This is a genomic window from Natrinema sp. 1APR25-10V2, from assembly GCF_031626495.1.
Lineage (GTDB): Archaea > Halobacteriota > Halobacteria > Halobacteriales > Natrialbaceae > Natrinema.
Genome location: NZ_JAMQOJ010000003.1, coordinates 109,479 through 129,696, shown reverse-complemented (window position 1 = coordinate 129,696; position 20,218 = coordinate 109,479). Strand labels below are relative to the sequence as shown.

The window sequence follows — 20,218 nt, the reverse complement described above, 5'->3', positions numbered from 1 at the left end:
AGATCACTCTCGGAGGTCGGCCTCGAGCGAGAGCCACCAGATGCGACCGCGACCCTCGATTTCGTGCGTTTCCAGGACGCCGTCGGCGGCCAGCTCGGCGAGTCGATCGCCCATCTCGTCGAGGGGAACGCCGTACTCGTCCGCCAGATAGCGCGTGTTCACGACCGGCATCGGGGCGGTGCGGATCGACTCGACGATCGCTTCGGCGGGGAGCCGATCGTCGGACGTGGAATCGGACGGCATAGGTGGTCGTACGCGCCGCTCACGATTAGTTCTCGCGGCGATACCGCGAGTTTCAGCTCTCTGACTGCTCGCGATCCCGGAGCCCAGTGTCGGCACCGCGCTCACCGATGGCGATAGGACGGCCGCGCCAGTGGACCGACTGGATCACTCCTCGGCGTCTTTCACCGGGAAGGCGATCTCCGTCGTCGCGCGGTATTCGACGATCTCGCCGTTCTCGACCTCCGCGGTCCAGTCCTCGACCTCGATACCGTGGACTCCCTCTACGGATTCGCTCGCGTTCTTGACCGCCTCTTCCGCCGCGGCCTCCCACGATTCCTCGGACGTTCCCAGTACTTTGATGACTTTTATTGCCGTCATGGCGGGGTTCGTACCATTGAGTGGCGCTTAAGCCCTTTTCACAACATTGAGAATTTCGGGCCGAATGCCAGAACGACGCCGGACGGACTCCGGGGCGATATCGACCGAACGACCGACTGCCACGCGGTGGGAGCGACCTGTACCGATTTATCCGTGGTATGCGATAGGACCCGTATGGCACAGCAGATCCTCGTCGCGTTCGACGAATCACCACAGGCAACCGCCGCGTTACGCCACGCGCTCTCGACCTACGACGACGCGGAGATTCACGTCCTCCACGTCAACGACCCGCGGGAGTGGTCCACCGCGGACGGAATGGACGGGTTCCTCTACTCACAGGACGCGTTCGAACAGTCTCAGGAGTCCGCAGAGGCGCTGCTCGAGGACGCCGAGGGAATCGCCCGGGAGTACGACGCGGCGGTCACGACGGCGGCCGAGGTGGGGATGGTGGCCGAGACGGTCATCGACTACGCCGAGGAACACGATATCGATCACATCGTCCTCGGGAGTCACGGGCGTCGCGGCCTCTCGCGGTTCCTGCTCGGCAGCGTGGCCGAACGAGTGATGAAACGAGCGCCCGGTTCCGTGACGATCATCCGGGACGAGAACCCGGCCGACGATCGGTAACCTCGACCGGTGAACGGCTCAGCGGTGACGGCCGATGGATTCCGTACGGAGTTCGTCCTCGACGTTCCACGTCCGGGGACGGAAGGCGACGAACGCCGCGAGGAGGTAAAACGCCGCGACCACCGCGATGACGGCCAGCCCCGGGATATCGCCGATGGCGGCGCTTTCCGGCCACGGCCTCGTCGAGAAGGCCGCGATGCGGACGACCCACGCGCCGAGCGAGATCGTGAACAACATCAGATAGATCCGCCGGAGCCGGTGTGCGATCGACTCCTCGGTGCTGATCTTCATCACCGGCCGTCGGTAGTCGTAACTCAACCGCTCGCGCCACTGCGGATCCTCGAGTCCGGTCGAGGGGTCGAGGCCGTAGGCGAAGACGTTCTTCTGGAGCGTTCGCACGCGGCCGCGCCAGATGTCGTATCCGCGGAAGCGCCGCGCCTCGATGACCAGAAACGCGGTCAGAGCGGCCGTCCCGAACAGGAGGATGTAGTGGGGGTTGTTCCGGCTCGAGAACGTCCACGTCAGGACCGCGCTCATGATGACGATCGCCCAGTAGGTGGTCTGGTCGAGGCGCTCTCGCCAGAACTTCATCCGGTGTATCTCGCCCCGGTAGAGGTGTGCCAGACTCGAACTCGGCCCCATCTCCTCCTCCAAGAGACCGCGTCCGATCTCGCGGTGATCCGCGTCGTTCGGATCGATATCCTTCCTCGAATCTCGGTCCATCGTATTGAACGGTACTGGGATGGACGTGAAAAGAAACCGCGGTTTCGGCGCGGTCGGATCGGCGTGTCCGGCGCGTCGGGACCGCCGTCAGTTTCCGAACGGAGATCGGTCGGATTCGTCCCCCACGGCGAGCCGTCGTCGATCGCCCCAGGGGCGGTCGTTCGGTACCTCGATCTCGACTTCCACCTCGTTGGTTCGCAGAAACGGCGGCGTCCACGGATCGTTGTACTGTAACAACACCGGCTCGCCGCTCGTTTCGAGCTCCTCCCTCGAGAGGGTCTCGAGCAGGCGGTCGCGCTGCCGGTCGACGCGGTCGTCGGTCGCGTACCACGAGAAGCGCCGCACCCCGACCGTTCGCGGGGGCTCGACGACGAGTTGTACCGCAGGATCGGTCGGCGTCGGCGCCGTCGCGGGCGAGTACGTCGCCGGGAGATAGAACGACATCGTCACGCCGCCCTCGTCGGATTCCGTCCGCACGGGCGCGGTCATCGAGATCGATTCGCCGCGCGTCGCTACCGGCGTGGTCATCGCGATGTCCTCGCTTTGCGCGTTCGAGCCGGAGATATACCGAAAGAGCCGCTGGAACGCCGCCCGCTCGTCGTCGGCCGTCGTCTCGACGAGGACGAGTTGGGGATACCGTCGGATTTCGACGCCGTCGAATCGCTCGAGCGTCTCCGAGGGCACCCGTTCGGTCGTCCGGCTGACGTAGACGCCCCAGCCGATCCACGCCGCCAGCAGGCCGCCGACGCCGATCAACAGTCGCCGTATCGATCGCATACGTCCCGGACGACGCCGAGAGTCAAAGTCTCGCGGGGTACGTTCACCGGAACGAAACTCTCCCGGCGTGCGATCGAATCTCGACGAGACGGGGCGCGATCGAACGATCCGCCGCGCCGGCCGCGGCCCCTGACAGGTATAAGCCTCGAGCCGTCGTCGTCTCGGCCGTGAGCGGTGCCGGTACCCACCCCATCGCGGTCGACGGCCTGACGAAGTACTACGGGGACGTTCGGGGCGTCGAAGATCTCACGTTCGCCGTCGATCCCGGGGAAATCTTCGGCTTCCTCGGCCCGAACGGCGCGGGGAAGTCGACCGCGATACAGGTCCTACTCGGCTTGCTGAAACCGACCGACGGCGAGGCGACTCTACTGGGCCGCGACGTCACCGACCGGGAGGAACTGCGCGAACTGAAAGAACACATCGGCTACCTGCCGAGCGACGTCACCTTCTACGACCGCGTCACGGGCGCGGAGATCCTCGACTACTTCGGCCGACTGCGGGGTGACGAGCGCCGCGCGGAACTCGTCGAACGGTTTCCCGCCCCCCTCGATCGAGACGTGAAGACCTACTCGAGCGGAAACAGGCAGAAGCTGGCCATCGTCGCCACGTTCATGCACGATCCCGAACTGGCGATCATGGACGAGCCGACCTCGGGACTGGACCCGCTCGTCCAGAACGAGTTCTACGAACTGCTCGAGGAGCGGCGAGCGCGGGGACGGACGAACTTCTTCTCCTCACACGTCCTGAGCGAGGTGCGCCGCGTCTGCGACCGCGTCGGGATCATCAGGAACGGTCGATTGATCGAGCTCGATACCGTCGAGAACATCCTCGCGGAGGGCGGGACGATCGTCACCGTGCGGCTGGCCGAGGAGCCGCCGCCGTCGGCGCTCGAGTTCCCGGGAACCGCCCGCGTCGAGCGCCGAGACGGGCGCTACCGGCTCGCCCTCGCGGGGGAGTTCGACGCGCTGATCGACCACCTCCACGAGTACACGGTGCTCGACCTGGAGGTTCGCGAGGCATCCATCGAGGACGTGTTCATGCACTTCTACGGCGATGCCGACACCGAGGACGGCACGTCCGCGCCGGACGAAGACGATCCCTGACCGGATCCGCAGGGAGCCACTGACTCCCATCAACGCCTGCGGATCCACCAGCCCGCCGCGAGGGCGAAAGCCACCGCGACGGCGGCGAACGGAGCGACGGAGTCGACGTCGGCTTCCTCGTCGGTCTCGGCGATCGAGACCGGGACCGGAACCGGATCAGCGCCCGTCCGCTGGCCCGTGCCGGTGTCGTAGGTGACCGTGATCGCGGCGCTGGCGGTCGTCTCGATCGCGTCCGTCGACGACTCGAGCGGGAAGCGGACTGTTTCCGACTCGCCGGCCTCGAGCGTTCCGACGTACGCCGTCGGCGACTCGGTCGACAGCGGTGGACTGACGTTCAGTGCGGCGACGACGCCCGTAACCGCCTCGTCGTCGTCGTTCGTGATCCGTACCTCGTAGACCCCCGTTCCGTCGACCGGAATCGCTCCGTTTACGGGTTCGACGTCGAACGACCGGGATTCCGCGACTGGAATCCCGAGCACGGTCGGACCGCCGGTTTCCACGGTCTCGTCGTCCTCGTCGTCGTTTTCGGCGTCGTCCGCATCGGTTTCGTTCACGTCGGCGCCGGTTTCGTCGGCAGCGTCCTCGTCGACCGCGTACTGGACGCTCGCGTACAGCGGGTATCGCCCCGGTTCGACCCCGGCCGCTGCGATATCGACGTCGATGGACTCAGTGTCGCCGGGCCAGACCTCCTCGAGATAGACCGACTGGGTCGCCCGTGGCGGGACCGATCCGAACGACAGCGCGCCGGCCGGCGCTCGTAGCGTCACGACGATATCCGTCGCCTGCTGGTCGCCGTCGTTCGTCACCTCGAGGACGACGGTCGCGGCGTCGCCCGCCCGAACGGACTGGTTGTCCGCGACGGCGACGGTGACGTTCGCCTCGGCCGCCTGCACGATCGGCCCGTCCGTCGCGGCCGCGTCTGCACCCACACCGCCCGGCGGTTCGCCGCCGGTCGGTGGCTGGGGTTCGGCGTCGGCTCCGGGAGGCGATTCGTTCGACGGTGCGCGCTGACCGGCGGTTTCGGCCGCGGTCGGTCCCGCCCCGCCGGTCTCGTTGCCGGACGGCTCGTCCTGCAGCGCCGCTGTCGGAGTGCTGATGGAGCCTGAGACTGTCACGGACCCGCCAATCGTCGCCAGCGCAACGAGCACGCAGCAGCCGACGAGGACGGCGCGACGCGACCGATTCCGACTCGAGCCGTCCGCCTGTCCCGTCATGCTCGCGCCGAGACGGGGGTGAACGGAATAAAGCAACGGCCCCGTTCCGCGCTCAAATCACCGGCTTACCGGGCCGTCTCCGGGACAACTGGTAGTTACTCCGGACGTTCCCGCTGGATCGGGATCCGCCTATAAGTCGCGGGCGCTCGTCGCTCCCCTCGACGAGACGCTATGCTCGAGATCACGTCGTTCGAGGCCGGCCGTCGGCTGCGGGGCGCGCTGGTACTCTCGGGTGCGCTGCTCGCGCTGATCGCCCTCACCGTCGGGCTCTTCCCGTCGATTCGGGAGACGGGCGCCGACCTCGACGCGTACCTCGAGTCGCTGCCGCCGGAGGCGACGCGCGCATTCGTCGGCAACGTGACCACGTTGACGACGATCGAAGGGTATCTCGTCTCGCAGCTCTACCAGTTCGGCTGGGTGTTGCTGCTCGCGATCTACTACGCCTACGCGGCCGCCTCGACGGTTGCAGGGGAGGTCGAACGCGGAACGGTGGGGCTGACGCTCTCGCTGCCGGTGACGCGGACGCGGTTCGTCGTCGGCAAGTTCCTCTCGCTCGTTCCGGGAGCCGTCCTCGTCAACGCGATCACCTTCCTCGGCGTTTCCCTCGGCGTCGCGCTCGTCGACGAGTCGATCGACACAATCGACCTCTTCGCGGTCCACGCGTACTCGATCGCCTACCTGCTCGCCTGTGCCGGGATCGGGCTGCTCGCCTCGGTCGCGTTCGACTCCGTCCGGCGAGCGCAGACCGCAGGGGCCGGCGCGGTCTTCGGGCTATTTCTCCTCGACACGTTCACGTTCGACACCGACTACGAGTGGCTCGGCGACGTCGCCCTCTCGCGGTACTTCGATCCCGGCGCGATACTCGTCGAGGGCGAAATCGCGTGGGCCGACCTCTCCGTCCTCCTCGTCGCCGTCGTCGTTCTCGTCGTCGTCAGTAGCGAATACTTCGAGCGCCGGGATCTCTCGGGGTAGGTTCACGGACCGCCGGGACAGGATTATTTATTCGATGTGGTCTTCCGTCGGAATATGGATTCACCGGAGAGCGAACGGCGCTGTCACGTACTCATCGGCGTCGCGCTGGTACTCCTGACGATCGGAATCGGCTACGACTTCGTCGTCGGGACGAAACTGGCCGACTTCGTGGTGATCATCGCGGGGCTGTTCACCGGCTGGATGGCGTTCCTCTACTGTCTCGGCCACGCCTCCGGCTGGGGCGACTGACGCGTTCGATCGGGCCGTCCGCTCACCGGTCGCGCTCGGCGTACCACTCCGCGAACTGCTCGAGCGCCCGTCCGCGGTGGGAGATTGCGTTCTTCTCTTCGGTGCTCATCTCGGCCATCGTCGCCCCGTTGTACTCGAAGATAGGATCGTAGCCGAACCCGCCCTCGCCGCGGGGCGCGACGAGCGTGCCGGCGACCGATCCCTCGAACGTCTCGGTCCCCTCGGCGTCCGCGTACGCGAGCACGGTCCGGAAGTGCGCGCGGCGGTTCTCCTCCGTCTCCGCGAGCCGCCAGAGGCGCTCGACGCCGACGGTGTCCTCGACGTACGCCGAGTACGGGCCCGGGAACCCGCCCAGCGCATCGACGAACAGCCCCGCATCGTCGACGAGGACCGGCTCGTCACTCCCCAGTTCTTCGAAGGCTTCGCGCGCACCGTGGGTCGCGATCTCGGCCAGCGAGTCGCTCTGGACCTCCGTGTAGTCGTACTCGAGCTGTTCGACGGGCTCGACTCCCTCGAGGTAGTCACGCGCCTCGCGGACCTTGCCCTCGTTTCCGGTGACGAATCGGATGGCCATGTTCGAGCGACGTACCGGGGACGGCAAAGCGTCGTCGGTTGCGTCCGAGACCGATCGGTGCGCCCGCTCACAGCTCGAGACTGTCCATTATCGCCGACTCCGCCTTCCGCAGGTGTTCGGCGGCCGTCCCCGGCGCGCAGTCGAGTTCCGCGGCGACGGTTTCGACGCTCGCCGACCGCGGGACGTCGAAGTAGCCCAGTTCGCGAGCGACCCGCAGGGCCTCGCGCTGGCGCGCGGTCAACGCCCCGACCGCGGCGTCGCTGCCGTCGTACTCGCCGACGCGGTCGACGCTCGTCTCGATGCCCTCGGGGATCTCCTCGAGCGCGCGCCGGAGGTCGGCCGGTTCGCCGACGACGGAGAAACGGACCGTCCAGTCGGAGCGGTACTCGAGGGGCGGCAAGGCGACGAGGCTCCCGCGGGAGAAGATCTCGAGGAGCCGGTCGTCCACGTCGTCGGGGACGTCGCGCACGTAGACGGTGAACGACCGGTCGCCGGTCCGCGTGAGTTTGTAGTCGCTCACCCGGCCTGTCTCCTCGAGGGCGGTTTCGTAAACGTCGGGGTCGCCGACGACGTGAAAGATGAAGGCGTTGTCGCCGTCGTCGCCCGTGAAGTTCCCGTGGACCATCCGGTAGGCGTCGAACGCGTCGCTGTCGGCGACGAACCGGTGCATCGGATGGATCGTCTCCGCGTCGTACTGAAGGGTGAGCCGAACGGTCTTCACGAGCGGGAATTCTCGCGTCGGTATATAAATAGCCTAGCGGCTGTCGCAGCACCGATTCGGCCCCCGCGTGCGAACACTCTCGGTATGTCGCCACGTTCGACGCTCGAGTCCGAACCGGCCGCGGGAGAGTCGGCGGGGATGCTGGACCTCGAGGAGTTGCTCGGCGAAGCCGTCCTTGGTCGCGACGACCACCTGAACGCGCCGGGCGTCGTGATCCGGCCGGACGAAGTGCAGGCGGTGCTCGCGACGCTGCGCGACGAGGCCGGGTTCGATCACTGCTCCTGTGTCACCGCCCAGCAGTATCCCGACCGGTTCGAGACGATCTACCACCTGAAATCCTACGACGATCCGACGCGAGAGGTGAGCGTCGTCGTTCCGACGCCGGTCGACGAACCGGTCAGCGAGTCGGCCGAGTCGGTCTTCCGGACCGCGGAGTGGCACGAGCGCGAGGCCTACGACCTCGTCGGTATCGAGTACGAGGACCATCCGGACCTCCGGCGTATCCTGTTGCCCGAAACGTGGCAAGGGCATCCGCTCTCGCCCGCCTACGATCAGGAGAAATCGCAGATCGTGACCCTCTCCGAGCACGCGAACCCGCTCGCGGGCGACGAACGCGACGCCGCCACGGACACGATGTTTCTCAACATCGGCCCGCATCACCCGTCGACCCACGGCGTCATGCACGTGAAAGCGGTGTTGGACGGCGAGACGGTCGTCGACGTCGACCCCGACATCGGCTACATCCACCGCTGCGAGGAGCAGCTGTGCCAACAGGGGACCTACCGCCACCAGATCATGCCCTACCCCGACCGCTGGGACTGGATGTCGGGGCTGTGCAACGAGTGGGCCTACGCCCGCGCCGCCGAGGATCTGGCGGACCTCGAGGTCCCCGAGTACGCGCAGGTCATCCGGACGATGGGGGCCGAACTCTCGCGGCTCGCCTCCCACTTCATCTCGCTTGGCACCTACGCGCTGGACGTCTTCGGCGAGTTCACCGCCACCTTCCAGTACGCCATCCGCGACCGCGAACTCGTGCTCGACCTGCTCGAGGACCTGACGGGGCAGCGGATGATGTACAACTACTTCCGGCTGGGCGGGGTCGCCTGGGATCTGCCCGAACCCCGTGCGGAGTTCATCGCGGAAACGCGGGACGTTCTGGACGGCCTCCCGGCCAAGATCGACGAGTACCACGACCTGCTGGTCACCAACGAGATCTTTCAGCGCCGCTGTATCGACACCGGCGTGCTGAAGCCCGAGACGGCCAAAGCGTACGGCTGCACCGGGCCGGTCGCCCGGGCCTCCGGCATCGATTACGACCTCCGGCGCGACGATCCGTACGGCTACTACGAGAACCTCGAGTGGGACGTCGTCACGGAACCCGACGGCGACAACTACAGCCGCGTGCTCGTTCGCATGCAGGAGGTCGAGGAGTCCGCGAAGATCATCGAGCAGTGTCTCGACCTGCTCGAGGACTGGCCCGAAGACGAGCGCACGGTGCAAAGCAACGTCCCGCGGACGCTCAAGCCGGACTCGGACGCCGAAACGTATCGCGCCGTCGAAGGTGCGAAGGGTGAACTCGGGATCTACATCCGCGCGGACGGCTCTGACACGCCAGCCCGGTTCAAGATCCGCAGCCCGTGTTTCTCGAATCTCTCCGTACTCCCCGAACTCGCGGAGGGAGAGTACATCCCGGATCTCGTCGCCGCGATCGGTAGTCTCGACTGTATCATGGGCGAAGTCGATCGCTGATCGAGGTGTCGGTGCCGCGAGAAATCGAATCGGACGCCGTTCAGTCGTCCGTATCGTCGACGATGACCTCGACGGGTTCGTCGGCGCGGTCCTCGTCGCCGTCGGTCGATCCCTGCTCCTGCTGCCAGAGGAGGCCGCCGGCGACGAGGACGACGATCCACGAGCGCCAGTTGGCGAGGTTCAGGGTGTAGCCGACGCCGAACGGTTTCTCGACGAGCATCCCCTCGCCGGGCTGCCAGTACGACGAGAGCATGCGACCGATGCTCGGTCGTTCGAAGTTGTACGGTACCCCGAGAATCTCACCGGAAGTCGGCTTGTCTGCCATGACAGGTGATACGTCCTCCCCTGATAAGAGTATTATGTGCTGTGACGATGACTGCGAGGGACCGAGAGCGGCGTGACCATCGACACGGGAGAGAGCCGTTACGCCTCCGACTGATACCGGCCGCGCCCCTCGACCTCGAGCAGTCGCTCTAGGACCCGCTCCTCGCCGACCTCGCGGTAGCCCTCCCGGACCGCCGTTCGGAGCGGTTCCGGATCGTCGGCGGTCCCGACGAGGCTCTGATCGAAAACGTGCAGATCCATCGCGTAGTCCTCGACGTGGTCGGTGTGGTATCCGAGGCCGAAGTCGATGAGATAGGTCCGTTCGTCGTCGTGCTCGCGGCCGTCGGCCGCTCGCTCGTCCGGTGGGTCGTCGCGTCCCGCACGCCCCACCCTGACGTTCCGCGTCGTCGGATCCCCGTGGACGAACCCCGCGCGGTGAAGCCGCGCGAGGTGCCGTCCCACGTCGCGGACCCGCTCGGCGGTCAGCCCCGCGCGGAGGTCGCGGTCGCCGACGTACTCGAGTTCGAGGCGCGCCTCGTGCGGATCGACGTCCGCGAGAACCGGTGTCGGGACCCCCTCGCGTCGAGCCAGGCTGGTGAGGCGGGCCTCGAGGGTCGTCCGCTCGCGGCGGAGTCGGTCGTCGAGTTCGGAGTGGCGGTAGCGTTTCGCCACCCGGCGTTTCGTGACGCGGCCGGCGTCGGGCGCTAAGTCGACGAGGGCTTCGGCACCGCGGACGTGGCTCTCGTCGTCTCCGCCGGCACCGCGGCCGGCCGAGAGTTCGGGCTCGTCCGTCTGCTCGCGGTTCCTCCCGTCACCGCTCGCCGTTCCGAGGTCCTCGCTTCGCTCTGACCTCGCGCGCCACGTTACCGGAACCTGGTCGGGTCGGAAGTCGGGGTCGACCCGCGACTCCTCGAGCGCGAGCGTGTCGCCGGCGTCGTACATCTTCGCACCCAACACGGCGATCATCCCGGCGTTGTCCCGCAGGAATCGAGGCTCGGGCGCGTGGAACGCGGCGCCGCGCTGGTCGCACATGTCCTCGAGCATCTCTCGCAGGCGGGCGTTCTGTCCGACGCCCCCGCCGAGGACGAGTTCGTCGCTGCCGGTCAGCGAGAGGGCGCGCTCCGAAACCTCGGTCAGCATCCCGAAGATCGTCTCCTGGAGGGAGTAACAGACGTCCTCGACCGGGACGCCGTCGTCGTACTGCTGTTTGGCAGCGCTCATGATGCCCGAAAACGAGAAGTCCATCCCCTTGACGACGTACGGCAAGTCGACGTACTCGCCGTCCTCCGCGGCCGCCTCGACCTTCGGGCCGCCGGGATGGGACCAGCCGACGTGGCGAGTGAACTTGTCGATCGCGTTACCGACGCCGGTGTCCATCGTCTCGCCGAGGACGCGGTAGCGCCCGTCACGATAGGCCAGGAGGTGGGCGTTCGCCCCGCTCGCGTTGAGACAGACCGGGGAGTCGAACCCGGAGGTGTGGCGGCCGATCTCGAGGTGGGCCACCATGTGGTTGACGCCGATCAGCGGCACCTCGAGGGCCTGGCTCAGCGCTCGGGCGGCGGTGCCGACGACGCGCAGGCAGGGGCCGAGTCCGGGACCGCGGGAGAAGGCGACGGCGTCAACAGGCGCGGTCTGTTGGCCCGACGAGCCCCGCTCGTCGACGTCGGCCGGCGGCTCGGTCGTCGACCCGTCGTGGGTCTCGCGGGCGTACTCTAAGGCACTCTCGACGACCTGCGGAATCGCGTCGTGCATGTGTTCGGACGCCTCGCGGGGATGGATGCCGCCGCTTTCGGGCTGGTAGGCGTCGCTCTCGATGAACACGTCGTCGGTTCCGGCGTCGAAAACCGCTGCGCTGGCCGCCCAGGCGGTGCCTTCGATGCCGAGGATTCGGGTGTCGGAACTCACGTTTTTGCTACCGCGGCCGCACGGTCACGGCCCGCGTCAGAACGGATCGGTTGCCGATCGCTCGCTCACGGTTCACTTCGGTCACCGTTCGCATTTCTCGAGGGTGGACGCTTCGCTCGCCCCCTCGCTTACGGTTCACTTCCACCGTTCGCTGTTCCGATGTGCCTCGCTTGCGCTCGGCACATCGCCTTACTCCCACTCGGTGTAGCTGCACTTCCCGCAGTGTTTGCGGTCGCCGTGGTCGGCGAGGAAGGCGTCGCCACAGCGGGGGCAGAGTTCGCCCTCGGTGCTGCCGTCGTCGCCGTAGAGGTCGTAGTGCGCCATTTAGGCTTCCTCCGCTTCGGGCTCGGCTTCGGCCTCTTCCTCGGCACCGATCTTGTTGCGCTCGAGCATGTGGTCCTGTTCGACCTCGCGGGCGTAGTCGGCGGTGTCGTAGACCTTCGCCTGACCGACGGTCTTGCGCATCCCGAACTTGGTGTCGAGTTTGCGGATGACGACCTCGTCGGCGTCCTTGTTCAGCTTCGCGGCGAGGCTGTCCCGAACCTGCAGTCGCTCGGGGGTGGCGTCCTCGTGGGACAGTTCGAAGGTCACGTCGGTTCGATGCAACATTGGGTTCTCCTCCTCGGAGATGATGTCGACGTCCATGATATCACTCAGTTACCCTACTATCCCCGTGTAGCGCCTAAAAGGATTTCGAAGCGCTCACCCTCACTGTCTGCGCGTCTCCGTGCTCGGATATGCGCGATGCGGTTCGTTAGTCGTCCACAACGACCAGTCCACGGGGCGTCCGTCCCTCGAGTTCCTCGCCCCAGTCGATTCCCACTCGATCCCACGAATCGCCGAAGTCCCGCGTGACGAACAGTCCGCAGTTGGTCACCGCGAAGACGACTCCTGACTCGCCGGTCGTCGCGAACGTCGCTCGAACGACGCCCTCGCCGGTCGGCAGCCCGCGGCCGTCGAGCCGTTCCCACTTCCCCGCTCCGTCGCGCCGATAGACGTGGGAATCCGCTCGACTCGCGGTGTGGGCCGACCACGCGCCGCGTGCGCTCGAGACCATGACCCGGTCCGGGTCAGCGGGATCGGAGACGACCGACCAGCAGTATCGGTGCTCGAGGCCGTCCTGCGGTCGTCGCCACGACCGGCCGCCGTCGTCGCTCTCGGCGTAGCCGTCGCCGGCCGCGGCGTAGACCCGGCCCTCCCGATCGGGATGGGTCGCGAGGCTGTGGTTGTCCCGTCGGGAGCCGTCGGGCCGCTCGCGCCAGGTCTCGCCGCCGTCGGGCGTGTAGACGAACGCGCCGGCCTCGATCCCGACGTAGAGGCGGTCGGGATCGAACGGATCGACCGCGAGCCAGCGGACGTGGTGGGTATGGGGACGGGGCGGAAACGACCACTCGTCGGCCGACGGGAGGTCGGTCAGCCCCTCGAGGCGGGTCCACGAGTCGCCGCCGTCGCGCGACCGATAGATTCGGCTGGGCTCGGTGCCGACGTAGACGACCTGCGGATCGTGCGGGCTGACGGTCACTGACGTTATGCGGTCGTTTCGGGGAGCCGCGTCGCTGTCGTGTTCCTCGTCCGTGTCCGCTCGGCCGGTCCCAGCCGCTGCCGCGAACTCGGTCTCGAGGTGCTCGAACGTTTCGCCGCCGTCGGTGCTTCGAAACAGACCGTCTTCGACGGTGCCGACGAAGACCCGTTCCGACGCATCGGGACCGGTCGCGACGCACTCGAGGTCGACCCCCTCGAGACGGCTTGTCGTCGTCCAGTCGTCGGATTCGGAGCCGTCGCCGGTACAGACGAGCAACCGGTCGTCGAGTGCGACGTAGGCCGTTGCCATAGAGCGGCTATGTGCCCGAGCCGAATACCAGTCACGTCGCGGTTCCGATCGCGCTCGGGCGTCGACAGTCGCGCTGATCGGCCTCGAGAATCCCGATCGACGGGACGTGACGACGAACCGAGCGGGCCGGCGACCGATGGCGACCTCGCTCTCGAGAAGGTACCCGCAGCGAAACGACCGTCCTGCTGTCGGCTGCGGAGCCGTCACCGCCGGATGAGTCGTCGCGTCGAATCGGTGGATCGGGCGTCCACCCTGTGCGCCCGACCTCACCGTCGACTGGAACCGGTCGTTACTGTGACGGACTCGGCGGCGTCGGCCCTCGAGTCTCTTCGGCCTCGGTGGACTGCTCTGCTCCCTCACCGGTGATCAGCGTCGACATGAGACGCGCCTCGATCCGGCGGAGGTGCTGTCCAACGGTCCCCGCAGAGCAATCGAGGCGGGCGGCGATGTCCTCGTAGGTCACCTGCCGCGGCTCCTCGTAATAGCCTTCCTCGACGGCGACGCGGAGCACCTCCCGCTGGCGGTCCGTCAGGTCCGCGAACGGACGGTTGTCGGACGGATCATAGTTCCCGAGCGCCTCGATTTCGACGTCGACGAGCGCCTCGGTTTCCTCGATGATGTGTCGCAGCGACTCCTCGCGGCCGATCTCCGTAACCCGAAGCCTCCGGTTTTCAGGCCCCGTGTACTTGAGCGGATAGTCCAAGACTGCCGCGTGTCGCCGGTGGACCGCCAGCAACTCGTGGGAGAGGTCACTGGGCCGGTAGTGCAACTGAAGGATCGTCATCTCGCCGGCGTCGGTGAGTTGGTAATCGACGACGTCCGGCCCGCTCTCCTCGAGCGTATCCCGGACCGCCGATTCATCCCCACGGACGACCTTGTGTGTGATAATCGTATCATCGCTCAGTTGGTCGATATTCTGGATAGACTCGAACGTGACCCCCGATTCACGGAGACGCTCCGCCCCCCGGTCGAAGTATCCCCGCGGTGGTTTGATAACATACGTCACGTATCGCATGCTACCTAATTATGCTCTGCTAATAGAAAACAGTTGTGACTGTTTATAATTAATTGAATATCAGAATATCAGTTTTAAATATAGTCTGATACGGTATCACCTGCATACTCATGTGACCGTCGTTCGTCGGGTAGAAGGGGAACTACCGGCGCAGAGCGACGAGGAACGGTGGCTTACGTGTAGTAGGGCCAATAGAACGATCGACCCGCTCTCACCAGTTTCCAGAGCGGGCTACAACCACGCTCCCACACGAGGACCGGAACGGCCGTCCCGCCGAACCCCTCCTTAAACCGGAAGACGCCGTCCTCGAAGTCCGTATTCGTGCTCCCGAAGTCGTAGGTCGCATACCCGTTCTCGATTCCCCACTGAAAGACGTGATCGTAGAGAAGTTCCGAGGCGTGATCGTCGAAGTACTCTCGAGGAACGGCGGCGAAAAAGCCGTGGATCGCATCGCGCTCGTCGTCGAGTAGCTCGAGCATGCCACCCGCGTACTCGCCGTCTATCCGGACCGTCAGCAAGAGGAGCCGATCGTCCATCGCCTGCAGTTCCTCGAAAAACGAGAACGGGTACACGTCCCCGCCGACGCGGTCCATCACGCGCTCGTACGTCCGATGGAAACGACGCAGGTTCTCGCGCGTGAGTTCCTCCTCGACGATTTCGTAGTCGGTCTCTCGACCGCGCTCGATCCCCCGCCGCCGACTCCGGCTCATCTCCCCGCGGATCCGGTCGTGACCCTTGGTGAGATCGAGCAGGAACCGACACTCGCGGCGATACGGACGATAGCCGTGCCGTTGCAGTTCGTCGTTGTACCGGAGATAGCTCGTATCGAGCCCGCGGAGCTGATGGACGATCGTCCGCCCGCGACAGAGTTCCGGAGCGGTTTCGATCACGCGCTCGAGGGACGCTTTCGTGTCCGTCGGGAGCAACGGTCCCCCGAAGCCGGGATACAGCGATGACAGCCGGTTGAACGGCGTCTTCTCGATCCCCACGACGAAATTCGGCAGCAGGCCGATCGCGTTCCCGTCTTTCCTCACCACCTGATGTCTGGCCGGATACCCCAGTCCCGTCTCGATCGCGTCGACCCACTCGTAGCGGTGGAAGACGCTTCCACGGCTCGATCGTTCGACGATCCCGTTCCACTCGGACTTGCCGACCGCGTCGACCGAGTCGACGACCTGCACCTCGAGGTTCGACCCTTCGTTTCCGATGGATCGCCCGTACTGGTTTGCGAACAGCGAGCCGATCCGTTGGAGACTCGAGCGAGCACTGCCGCCGGTCTTTTGTGCCATTGTTCCCCTTCAGAACGGGCCGCCTATTTGGTAGTCCGTCGATTATGACGTGCCCTGACGACGGTAACGACCGCCGACCAGTTTCGCACCGCAGCCAGACGTCGATAGCGATTACAGCGAACGAACGAGGAACGCACCCATGAGGACGACGACGACGTTGAAGACGATCAGCGCTCCAACGTACGCCTGTGCCATGACGTTCGACCCCTCGGTCAGCGACAGGAACTGTCCACCAGCGAGGACGAACGCGGTAAAGAGCAGGTAGACGAACGTCTTGTGAACGACGGCCTTCCGTACCCGCCTGTTGGTAAGCGGAGTCCGGTACTCGATCCGCTGAACCGTCTGGAGGACGGCGATCGATCCCCGACGGCTCGAGCGGCGACCGAGCGATCGCTTGATCTGATACCAGATATCGAGATGCGCCGGCGCGATCTGGTGACCGTAGATGATCAGGTGATCGTAGTTCTGGAAGATCGACCGCAGTTGCTTGTGAATCCACTCCTTCGAGCCGGCGTTGAGGTTGTGGATGATCTTGACGCCGATGCTGTCGTCGATGACGAGATCGCATTTCGCCGTCCGTTTGGGCACCGAGATGGTCTCCGCGAACGGCTGGTAGGACGTGTCGCGTAGGTACTGGCGGATGAAGCGCCGGAGGCTGTACCGGACGTACTCCTGCGATCCCGTGTCGTACCTGTCGATCCAGGTCTCGAAACCGCGTACCACTTCATTACAGAGACCGTCGCGATCGGTCGAGATCGGACGATCGACCGGAGACCGGTTCGTCGATCGGTGGGGGATCGGGTGTGCTGGGTAACTCATGGGAATCGTGTGTCGAAGCCGCCGCAAGCGGAGTTGATTGGCTTTTCAACTGCCTCGCGCCAGTACCTATTAGCTCTCTATATAGCGCTCTCTTCCACTATAGAAAATCTATCGGCTAGATGATGTTCTATCCCTCAAACATCTAATAGGGTATCTTATCAGCTCTCTATCGCCAGATCAAAGCCATAACATAAATTTTAAACCAAAATACACTGTGGTACGGTGTATTCTGGAACTTGGCCAGAGTCTCTGGTCCACATCGCTTCGATCGATCGACACTTCCTCCGCCTCGTAGTCGATGCACCCTCGCGTTGGCGCAGATACCGAATCTTGGACGATAGTAGCCACTGAACGTCACTGCACACCCGATCGCTCGAGGGAAGCGCGGTTCGGAGCGAGCAGCGAGCAGCGAGACCCGCTGACTGTGCGATCGGTGTGTACATCGGTTCAGTTGTTACTATCGCGACGAGGCGAGGAAGCCGTCGATTTCCAACCCGAGGTGCTTTCAGTGTAGAGAGCATTGGTAACATATCGCAAATGAGTTCGAATCGATGACAGCTTCCGACGACAGCGAGAAAGCCCCCGGCGTCTGCGAAAACTGTGGGGAACTGCTCCCCGTCTGGGTGACTCGAGACGGCACGGTTCGGCCGATCAGCCCGCACAACGACTGTTCGTGTGCGGATCCCTCGCTTCGCGTCGTGGACGAAGACGACGTCTTCGAAGCGCCCGAGGAACAGCCCACGGAGTAAGCCCTTACTCGAGTACGTGTGCAGTTACAGTCGGTAGCGAGTGGCGCCGATCGCAGATGTGCTACCGATGGATCTTCGAGACTAGTTGGAGATGGCAGAAAACACGAATGGACTCGTCGGGAAGTAGAATTCCGTTCGAGTCGTACGGTTTGGCTCATATCTCTCATGATTATGGTGAGTTACGGCAGGTTCTCGCGTCGGACTTCCATCTTCTCGCGCTCGGTGCGTGCGTCATAGTGTTCGTACAGGATCTCGAGCGAAACGTCCATGCGCTCGCTGACGACCTCGGGCGTCGTCTCCTGATTGAGATGGTGCGTGATCGCTCCGCGGCGAATCGCATGGGGAGATCGCGCTGACGGGCACTGTGCAGGGTGCCCGTCACTCCCTCGTGCATCACACGAGCGCGGCGTCTCGTCGTGCGGGCACTCCCCGTAGGTACAGGGGTGCAGCGCTCGAACCACCCACTTGTAGATCGTATCGCCCGTCGGCCGAGTCCCCTGTTGCGTCGTGAACAGCGGCTGACGGCCGTGGTCGTCGGTTACTCGCGGTCGATCCGGATTGTCACGGTACGCGGTGAGAACCGCGAACCACTTCGGACCGAGATAGACCCAGCGGTTGCCGTCGTCGCCGTTCTTCAGCGTCGTCCCGTTCTCGGGCCGGTGTTCCACACGGACGGCGTGGTCGTCCGGCTCAAGGTCGTCAACGTCGATCGACTGGGCGGCACTTCGGCGCATCCCCGTCCGCCAGAGAAGTGCGATCAACGCATGGTCTCGCGAGCCGTAGTGATGCCGGTCGAAATATTCGAGCGCCGCCTTCGCTCGCCGGGGTTCCAAAAAGACATCCTTGGACTGCGCCCCGTCGGGGAGGTCCGGCGAGTGGAGCTTCTCCGCGAGACCTTCGTCGACGGCCTCGATGTCGGCCCACCATCGGAGCGCCTGCCGAACACTACTCAACTGTTTCTGGAGAGTGATCGGAGCGACATCGACACGTCGCCAGTCGACGAAATCAGCGAGTTCGCGGCCGTCGAGATCGTTCAGGTTCCCGATGTCCCGCTCATCGCACCACTCGAGGAAGACCGACAGGCGGTGCTTCGCGTTCCGAAACGATGTCTCGCGGACACCAGGCCGATGATGGCGGAGGAACCGATCGACACCTTCCTCCGGAGACAACGGCTGCAACCCGTCGCTCATCGGTCCACCTCAAGCGGGTTAGTGCAGTTACAGTATCCGGTACTCTTACCGTGGTAGCGTCTCTCTCTGTGCATGGTCTCACTCTTGTGGGACCGCGGACGAGCCGCGTGCGCTGTTGGTTGGTACCTGGGGGCGCGCGCGGCTGCTGTCCGTCGGCTGATTGAACTGTCTATAGCCAACCGTCTTAGTTGTCAGAAGGCGGTTTCCGATATTTCCGAAAAACATCCGCATCCGTGACAGACACGCATTCGTGACTGTCGAGCGGCGTTTCAGCCGATTTCCGATATTTCCGAAATCGGAATTAGATCTGGCCGTAGGCTGTGGGCCGTGGGCCGGTCTATGCTGTCGATCGAGGGCTTTATCCCCCGAAGCGTCGCGCGAATACATGCTTCCGTAGCTTGGTTACGGAAGTCAGGCGGGCCGGTGTCCCTAACACCGGGTCCGCGTTTCTCTTGAGGATCCGACTGGGCAGCGGCGGGTCCGTCTGACTTCCGTTGACCGCACCCAGGAACAGAGGCTACTTAATTCTAACCCACTAATCCGTGTTCTACTAGATATTGAATAGTGTTTGGTCAAACAAGATTCGATATCCGTTAAATGCGCCAAGATGAGAAGTGAGTATGCGCCCGCGGGTTGAGTGGATGAACCAGACCGATAACCGAATTCTTGAATTGCTCGATGAGTCTGATTTGATTCTCTCCCCCGCAGTTACGGCAATTAATCTTGACTACTCGAGAAACTGGGTTTCCCGCCGAATGAGTCAACTCGAAAATGCTAATCTCATTGAGAAGGTCAACGGCAGTTACTATCAAATCACTGACCGAGGTCGCGCGTATCTCTCCGGCCAGATTGATGCCAATGAATTAAAAAAAAGAAGTTAGTGAAAGCTAATTACTCATCCCACGACTGGATTACTGTGTCCTCTCCTTGATATTCACCAATGACAGTAATTGATTCGAGATTCGAACCAGTCAGACTACTTAGATCGTCATTTGTTCCAGGGCTGGTTGAATTAATAGATAACGAACTTCCAACATCCCAAGAGTTGATCGCAGTTCGATCACTTGAGTCATGAGCCCCATTTGGAGCAACCCAATAGGTGCTACCATCAACGGTGACCCGGACATAGATGCTATCTGCACGGTCAACTTGGATAAGCTGTGTCTTCACGTGGTCACCATCTTCAGTAAATTCGACACCTGCTGAAGCGCTTGCGCTTTGACCTTGACCCAAGTCCAGAACAAATGCTGCAATTACAGCTGCCAGTATCACGGTAATTGCAACCATTAATATTACGCCTATAACTGGCGAAACAGCCCGTTCATTACCGTCCGAATTCATTGTATCCTTTGAATTCATGGGTTATTAGGGATCCCAGTTAGCAACAACAGTCTGTTCGCCTTGATAAGTGCCAACGACGGTGATCGAGGAACTCGAATCACAGGTAGCACTGCCACCAACATTTGCTGAACCGTCGCCTTGGAATTCACAGTTGGTACCGGACCCTTCTGTGATTTCAAGAGCATATGTACCGGACCCCGAATGCTCGTCAAGCCGGTCAGCTTGGACGAATGTAACCTCAACAGTACTTCCCGACTCTTCGAATTGAACTGCTGCAGACGCACTAGCGCTCTGACTCTGTCCCATGTCTAGCACAAATGCCGCAATCACGGCCGCGAGGATAACCGTGATGGCGACCATAAGGATGACACCAATGACAGGCGATACGGCCCGTTCGTCTTCGCTTCCGATCAGCTTCGATCTGTATTGCGTTAAGTCCATGTTTA

At 63.9% G+C, this 20,218-nt stretch carries 25 protein-coding genes; 7 read left to right on the top strand and 18 right to left on the bottom strand.

Translation table 11 applies throughout. The annotated features are described in order from the left end of the window. Positions 1 to 3 precede the first annotated feature (3 nt). Complete coding sequence (locus NDO75_RS09995) at positions 4 to 243, bottom strand: hypothetical protein (RefSeq protein WP_310906028.1); 240 nt, start codon at positions 241 to 243, stop codon at positions 4 to 6. A 144-nt stretch (positions 244 to 387) separates the two neighbouring features. Then, positions 388 to 600 carry a dodecin domain-containing protein gene (locus tag NDO75_RS09990; RefSeq protein ID WP_310906027.1) on the bottom strand — a complete coding sequence of 71 codons (213 nt, stop codon included), beginning with the start codon at positions 598 to 600 and terminating at the stop codon, positions 388 to 390. Positions 601 to 774: 174 nt separating this feature from the next. Between NDO75_RS09990 and NDO75_RS09985 the strand changes: the two genes are divergently transcribed. Continuing rightward, the gene (locus NDO75_RS09985; RefSeq protein WP_310906026.1) at positions 775 to 1,227 is read left to right on the top strand and encodes a universal stress protein; all 453 of its coding nucleotides are present in this window, start codon (positions 775 to 777) and stop codon (positions 1,225 to 1,227) included. A gap of 18 nt (positions 1,228 to 1,245) precedes the next feature. On the opposite strand, the gene NDO75_RS09980 is transcribed toward NDO75_RS09985, so the two are convergent. Next, positions 1,246 to 1,950: a DUF2270 domain-containing protein gene (locus NDO75_RS09980; protein WP_310906025.1), complete on the bottom strand. Its 705-nt coding sequence runs from the start codon at positions 1,948 to 1,950 to the stop codon at positions 1,246 to 1,248. Between the two features lie 87 nt (positions 1,951 to 2,037). Beyond that, positions 2,038 to 2,727, bottom strand: a complete 690-nt coding sequence (locus NDO75_RS09975; RefSeq protein WP_310906024.1) for a heme-binding protein — start codon at positions 2,725 to 2,727, stop codon at positions 2,038 to 2,040. Between the two features lie 167 nt (positions 2,728 to 2,894). Between NDO75_RS09975 and NDO75_RS09970 the strand changes: the two genes are divergently transcribed. Beyond that, positions 2,895 to 3,830: an ABC transporter ATP-binding protein gene (locus NDO75_RS09970; protein ID WP_310906023.1), complete on the top strand. Its 936-nt coding sequence runs from the start codon at positions 2,895 to 2,897 to the stop codon at positions 3,828 to 3,830. Between the two features lie 29 nt (positions 3,831 to 3,859). On the opposite strand, the gene NDO75_RS09965 is transcribed toward NDO75_RS09970, so the two are convergent. Beyond that, positions 3,860 to 5,044 (bottom strand): hypothetical protein, encoded by a 1,185-nt coding sequence (locus NDO75_RS09965; RefSeq protein WP_310906022.1) that lies wholly within the window; start codon positions 5,042 to 5,044, stop codon positions 3,860 to 3,862. Positions 5,045 to 5,215: 171 nt separating this feature from the next. Here NDO75_RS09965 and NDO75_RS09960 point away from each other — a divergent pair, with 171 nt between their 5' ends. Beyond that, positions 5,216 to 6,016: an ABC transporter permease subunit gene (locus tag NDO75_RS09960; RefSeq protein ID WP_310906020.1), complete on the top strand. Its 801-nt coding sequence runs from the start codon at positions 5,216 to 5,218 to the stop codon at positions 6,014 to 6,016. Between the two features lie 54 nt (positions 6,017 to 6,070). Then, positions 6,071 to 6,265 (top strand): hypothetical protein, encoded by a 195-nt coding sequence (locus tag NDO75_RS09955; protein ID WP_310906019.1) that lies wholly within the window; start codon positions 6,071 to 6,073, stop codon positions 6,263 to 6,265. Positions 6,266 to 6,287: 22 nt separating this feature from the next. On the opposite strand, the gene NDO75_RS09950 is transcribed toward NDO75_RS09955, so the two are convergent. Beyond that, on the bottom strand, positions 6,288 to 6,839 hold the full coding sequence (locus NDO75_RS09950; RefSeq protein ID WP_310906018.1) for an XTP/dITP diphosphatase: 552 nt from the start codon (positions 6,837 to 6,839) through the stop codon (positions 6,288 to 6,290). Positions 6,840 to 6,906: 67 nt separating this feature from the next. Beyond that, a complete protein-coding gene (locus NDO75_RS09945) occupies positions 6,907 to 7,560 on the bottom strand; it encodes a helix-turn-helix domain-containing protein (RefSeq protein ID WP_310906017.1) in 654 nt (217 codons plus the stop codon). Positions 7,561 to 7,644: 84 nt separating this feature from the next. Between NDO75_RS09945 and NDO75_RS09940 the strand changes: the two genes are divergently transcribed. Continuing rightward, positions 7,645 to 9,309: an NADH-quinone oxidoreductase subunit D gene (locus NDO75_RS09940; protein WP_310906016.1), complete on the top strand. Its 1,665-nt coding sequence runs from the start codon at positions 7,645 to 7,647 to the stop codon at positions 9,307 to 9,309. A 40-nt stretch (positions 9,310 to 9,349) separates the two neighbouring features. On the opposite strand, the gene NDO75_RS09935 is transcribed toward NDO75_RS09940, so the two are convergent. The 8 genes from NDO75_RS09935 to NDO75_RS09900 all read right to left on the bottom strand — a co-directional run bounded on the left by NDO75_RS09935 (position 9,350) and on the right by NDO75_RS09900 (position 16,492). Beyond that, positions 9,350 to 9,634 (bottom strand): DUF5808 domain-containing protein, encoded by a 285-nt coding sequence (locus NDO75_RS09935; RefSeq protein WP_310906015.1) that lies wholly within the window; start codon positions 9,632 to 9,634, stop codon positions 9,350 to 9,352. A gap of 98 nt (positions 9,635 to 9,732) precedes the next feature. Further along, positions 9,733 to 11,538, bottom strand: a complete 1,806-nt coding sequence (locus tag NDO75_RS09930) for a bifunctional N(6)-L-threonylcarbamoyladenine synthase/serine/threonine protein kinase (protein WP_310906013.1) — start codon at positions 11,536 to 11,538, stop codon at positions 9,733 to 9,735. A gap of 189 nt (positions 11,539 to 11,727) precedes the next feature. Then, a complete protein-coding gene (locus tag NDO75_RS09925; RefSeq protein ID WP_310906012.1) occupies positions 11,728 to 11,862 on the bottom strand; it encodes a 30S ribosomal protein S27ae in 135 nt (44 codons plus the stop codon). Beyond that, positions 11,863 to 12,183 (bottom strand): 30S ribosomal protein S24e, encoded by a 321-nt coding sequence (locus tag NDO75_RS09920; protein WP_254761849.1) that lies wholly within the window; start codon positions 12,181 to 12,183, stop codon positions 11,863 to 11,865. It lies immediately after the preceding gene. A 109-nt stretch (positions 12,184 to 12,292) separates the two neighbouring features. After that, entirely contained in the window at positions 12,293 to 13,369 is a 1,077-nt protein-coding gene (locus tag NDO75_RS09915) for a hypothetical protein (protein WP_310906010.1), read from the bottom strand. Between the two features lie 289 nt (positions 13,370 to 13,658). Beyond that, on the bottom strand, positions 13,659 to 14,384 hold the full coding sequence (locus NDO75_RS09910) for a helix-turn-helix domain-containing protein (protein WP_310906009.1): 726 nt from the start codon (positions 14,382 to 14,384) through the stop codon (positions 13,659 to 13,661). Between the two features lie 173 nt (positions 14,385 to 14,557). Continuing rightward, entirely contained in the window at positions 14,558 to 15,673 is a 1,116-nt protein-coding gene (locus tag NDO75_RS09905) for a GNAT family N-acetyltransferase (protein ID WP_310906008.1), read from the bottom strand. 111 nt (positions 15,674 to 15,784) lie between these two features. Then, on the bottom strand, positions 15,785 to 16,492 hold the full coding sequence (locus tag NDO75_RS09900; RefSeq protein ID WP_310906007.1) for a hypothetical protein: 708 nt from the start codon (positions 16,490 to 16,492) through the stop codon (positions 15,785 to 15,787). Between the two features lie 551 nt (positions 16,493 to 17,043). On the opposite strand from NDO75_RS09900, the gene NDO75_RS09895 reads away from it, so the two are divergent. Next, positions 17,044 to 17,241, top strand: coding sequence for a hypothetical protein (locus tag NDO75_RS09895; protein ID WP_310906006.1), 198 nt, complete (start codon positions 17,044 to 17,046; stop codon positions 17,239 to 17,241). 179 nt (positions 17,242 to 17,420) lie between these two features. On the opposite strand, the gene NDO75_RS09890 is transcribed toward NDO75_RS09895, so the two are convergent. After that, entirely contained in the window at positions 17,421 to 18,431 is a 1,011-nt protein-coding gene (locus NDO75_RS09890; RefSeq protein WP_310906005.1) for a tyrosine-type recombinase/integrase, read from the bottom strand. Between the two features lie 620 nt (positions 18,432 to 19,051). Here NDO75_RS09890 and NDO75_RS09885 point away from each other — a divergent pair. After that, a complete protein-coding gene (locus NDO75_RS09885; RefSeq protein WP_310906004.1) occupies positions 19,052 to 19,312 on the top strand; it encodes a MarR family transcriptional regulator in 261 nt (86 codons plus the stop codon). A 10-nt stretch (positions 19,313 to 19,322) separates the two neighbouring features. Here the strand turns inward: NDO75_RS09885 and NDO75_RS09880 are convergent, their stop codons facing one another. Both NDO75_RS09880 and NDO75_RS09875 read right to left on the bottom strand, forming a co-directional pair. Then, complete coding sequence (locus NDO75_RS09880; protein WP_310906003.1) at positions 19,323 to 19,790, bottom strand: type IV pilin N-terminal domain-containing protein; 468 nt, start codon at positions 19,788 to 19,790, stop codon at positions 19,323 to 19,325. A 6-nt stretch (positions 19,791 to 19,796) separates the two neighbouring features. After that, positions 19,797 to 20,213, bottom strand: a complete 417-nt coding sequence (locus tag NDO75_RS09875) for a type IV pilin N-terminal domain-containing protein (RefSeq protein ID WP_310906779.1) — start codon at positions 20,211 to 20,213, stop codon at positions 19,797 to 19,799. Positions 20,214 to 20,218: the final 5 nt, after the last annotated feature.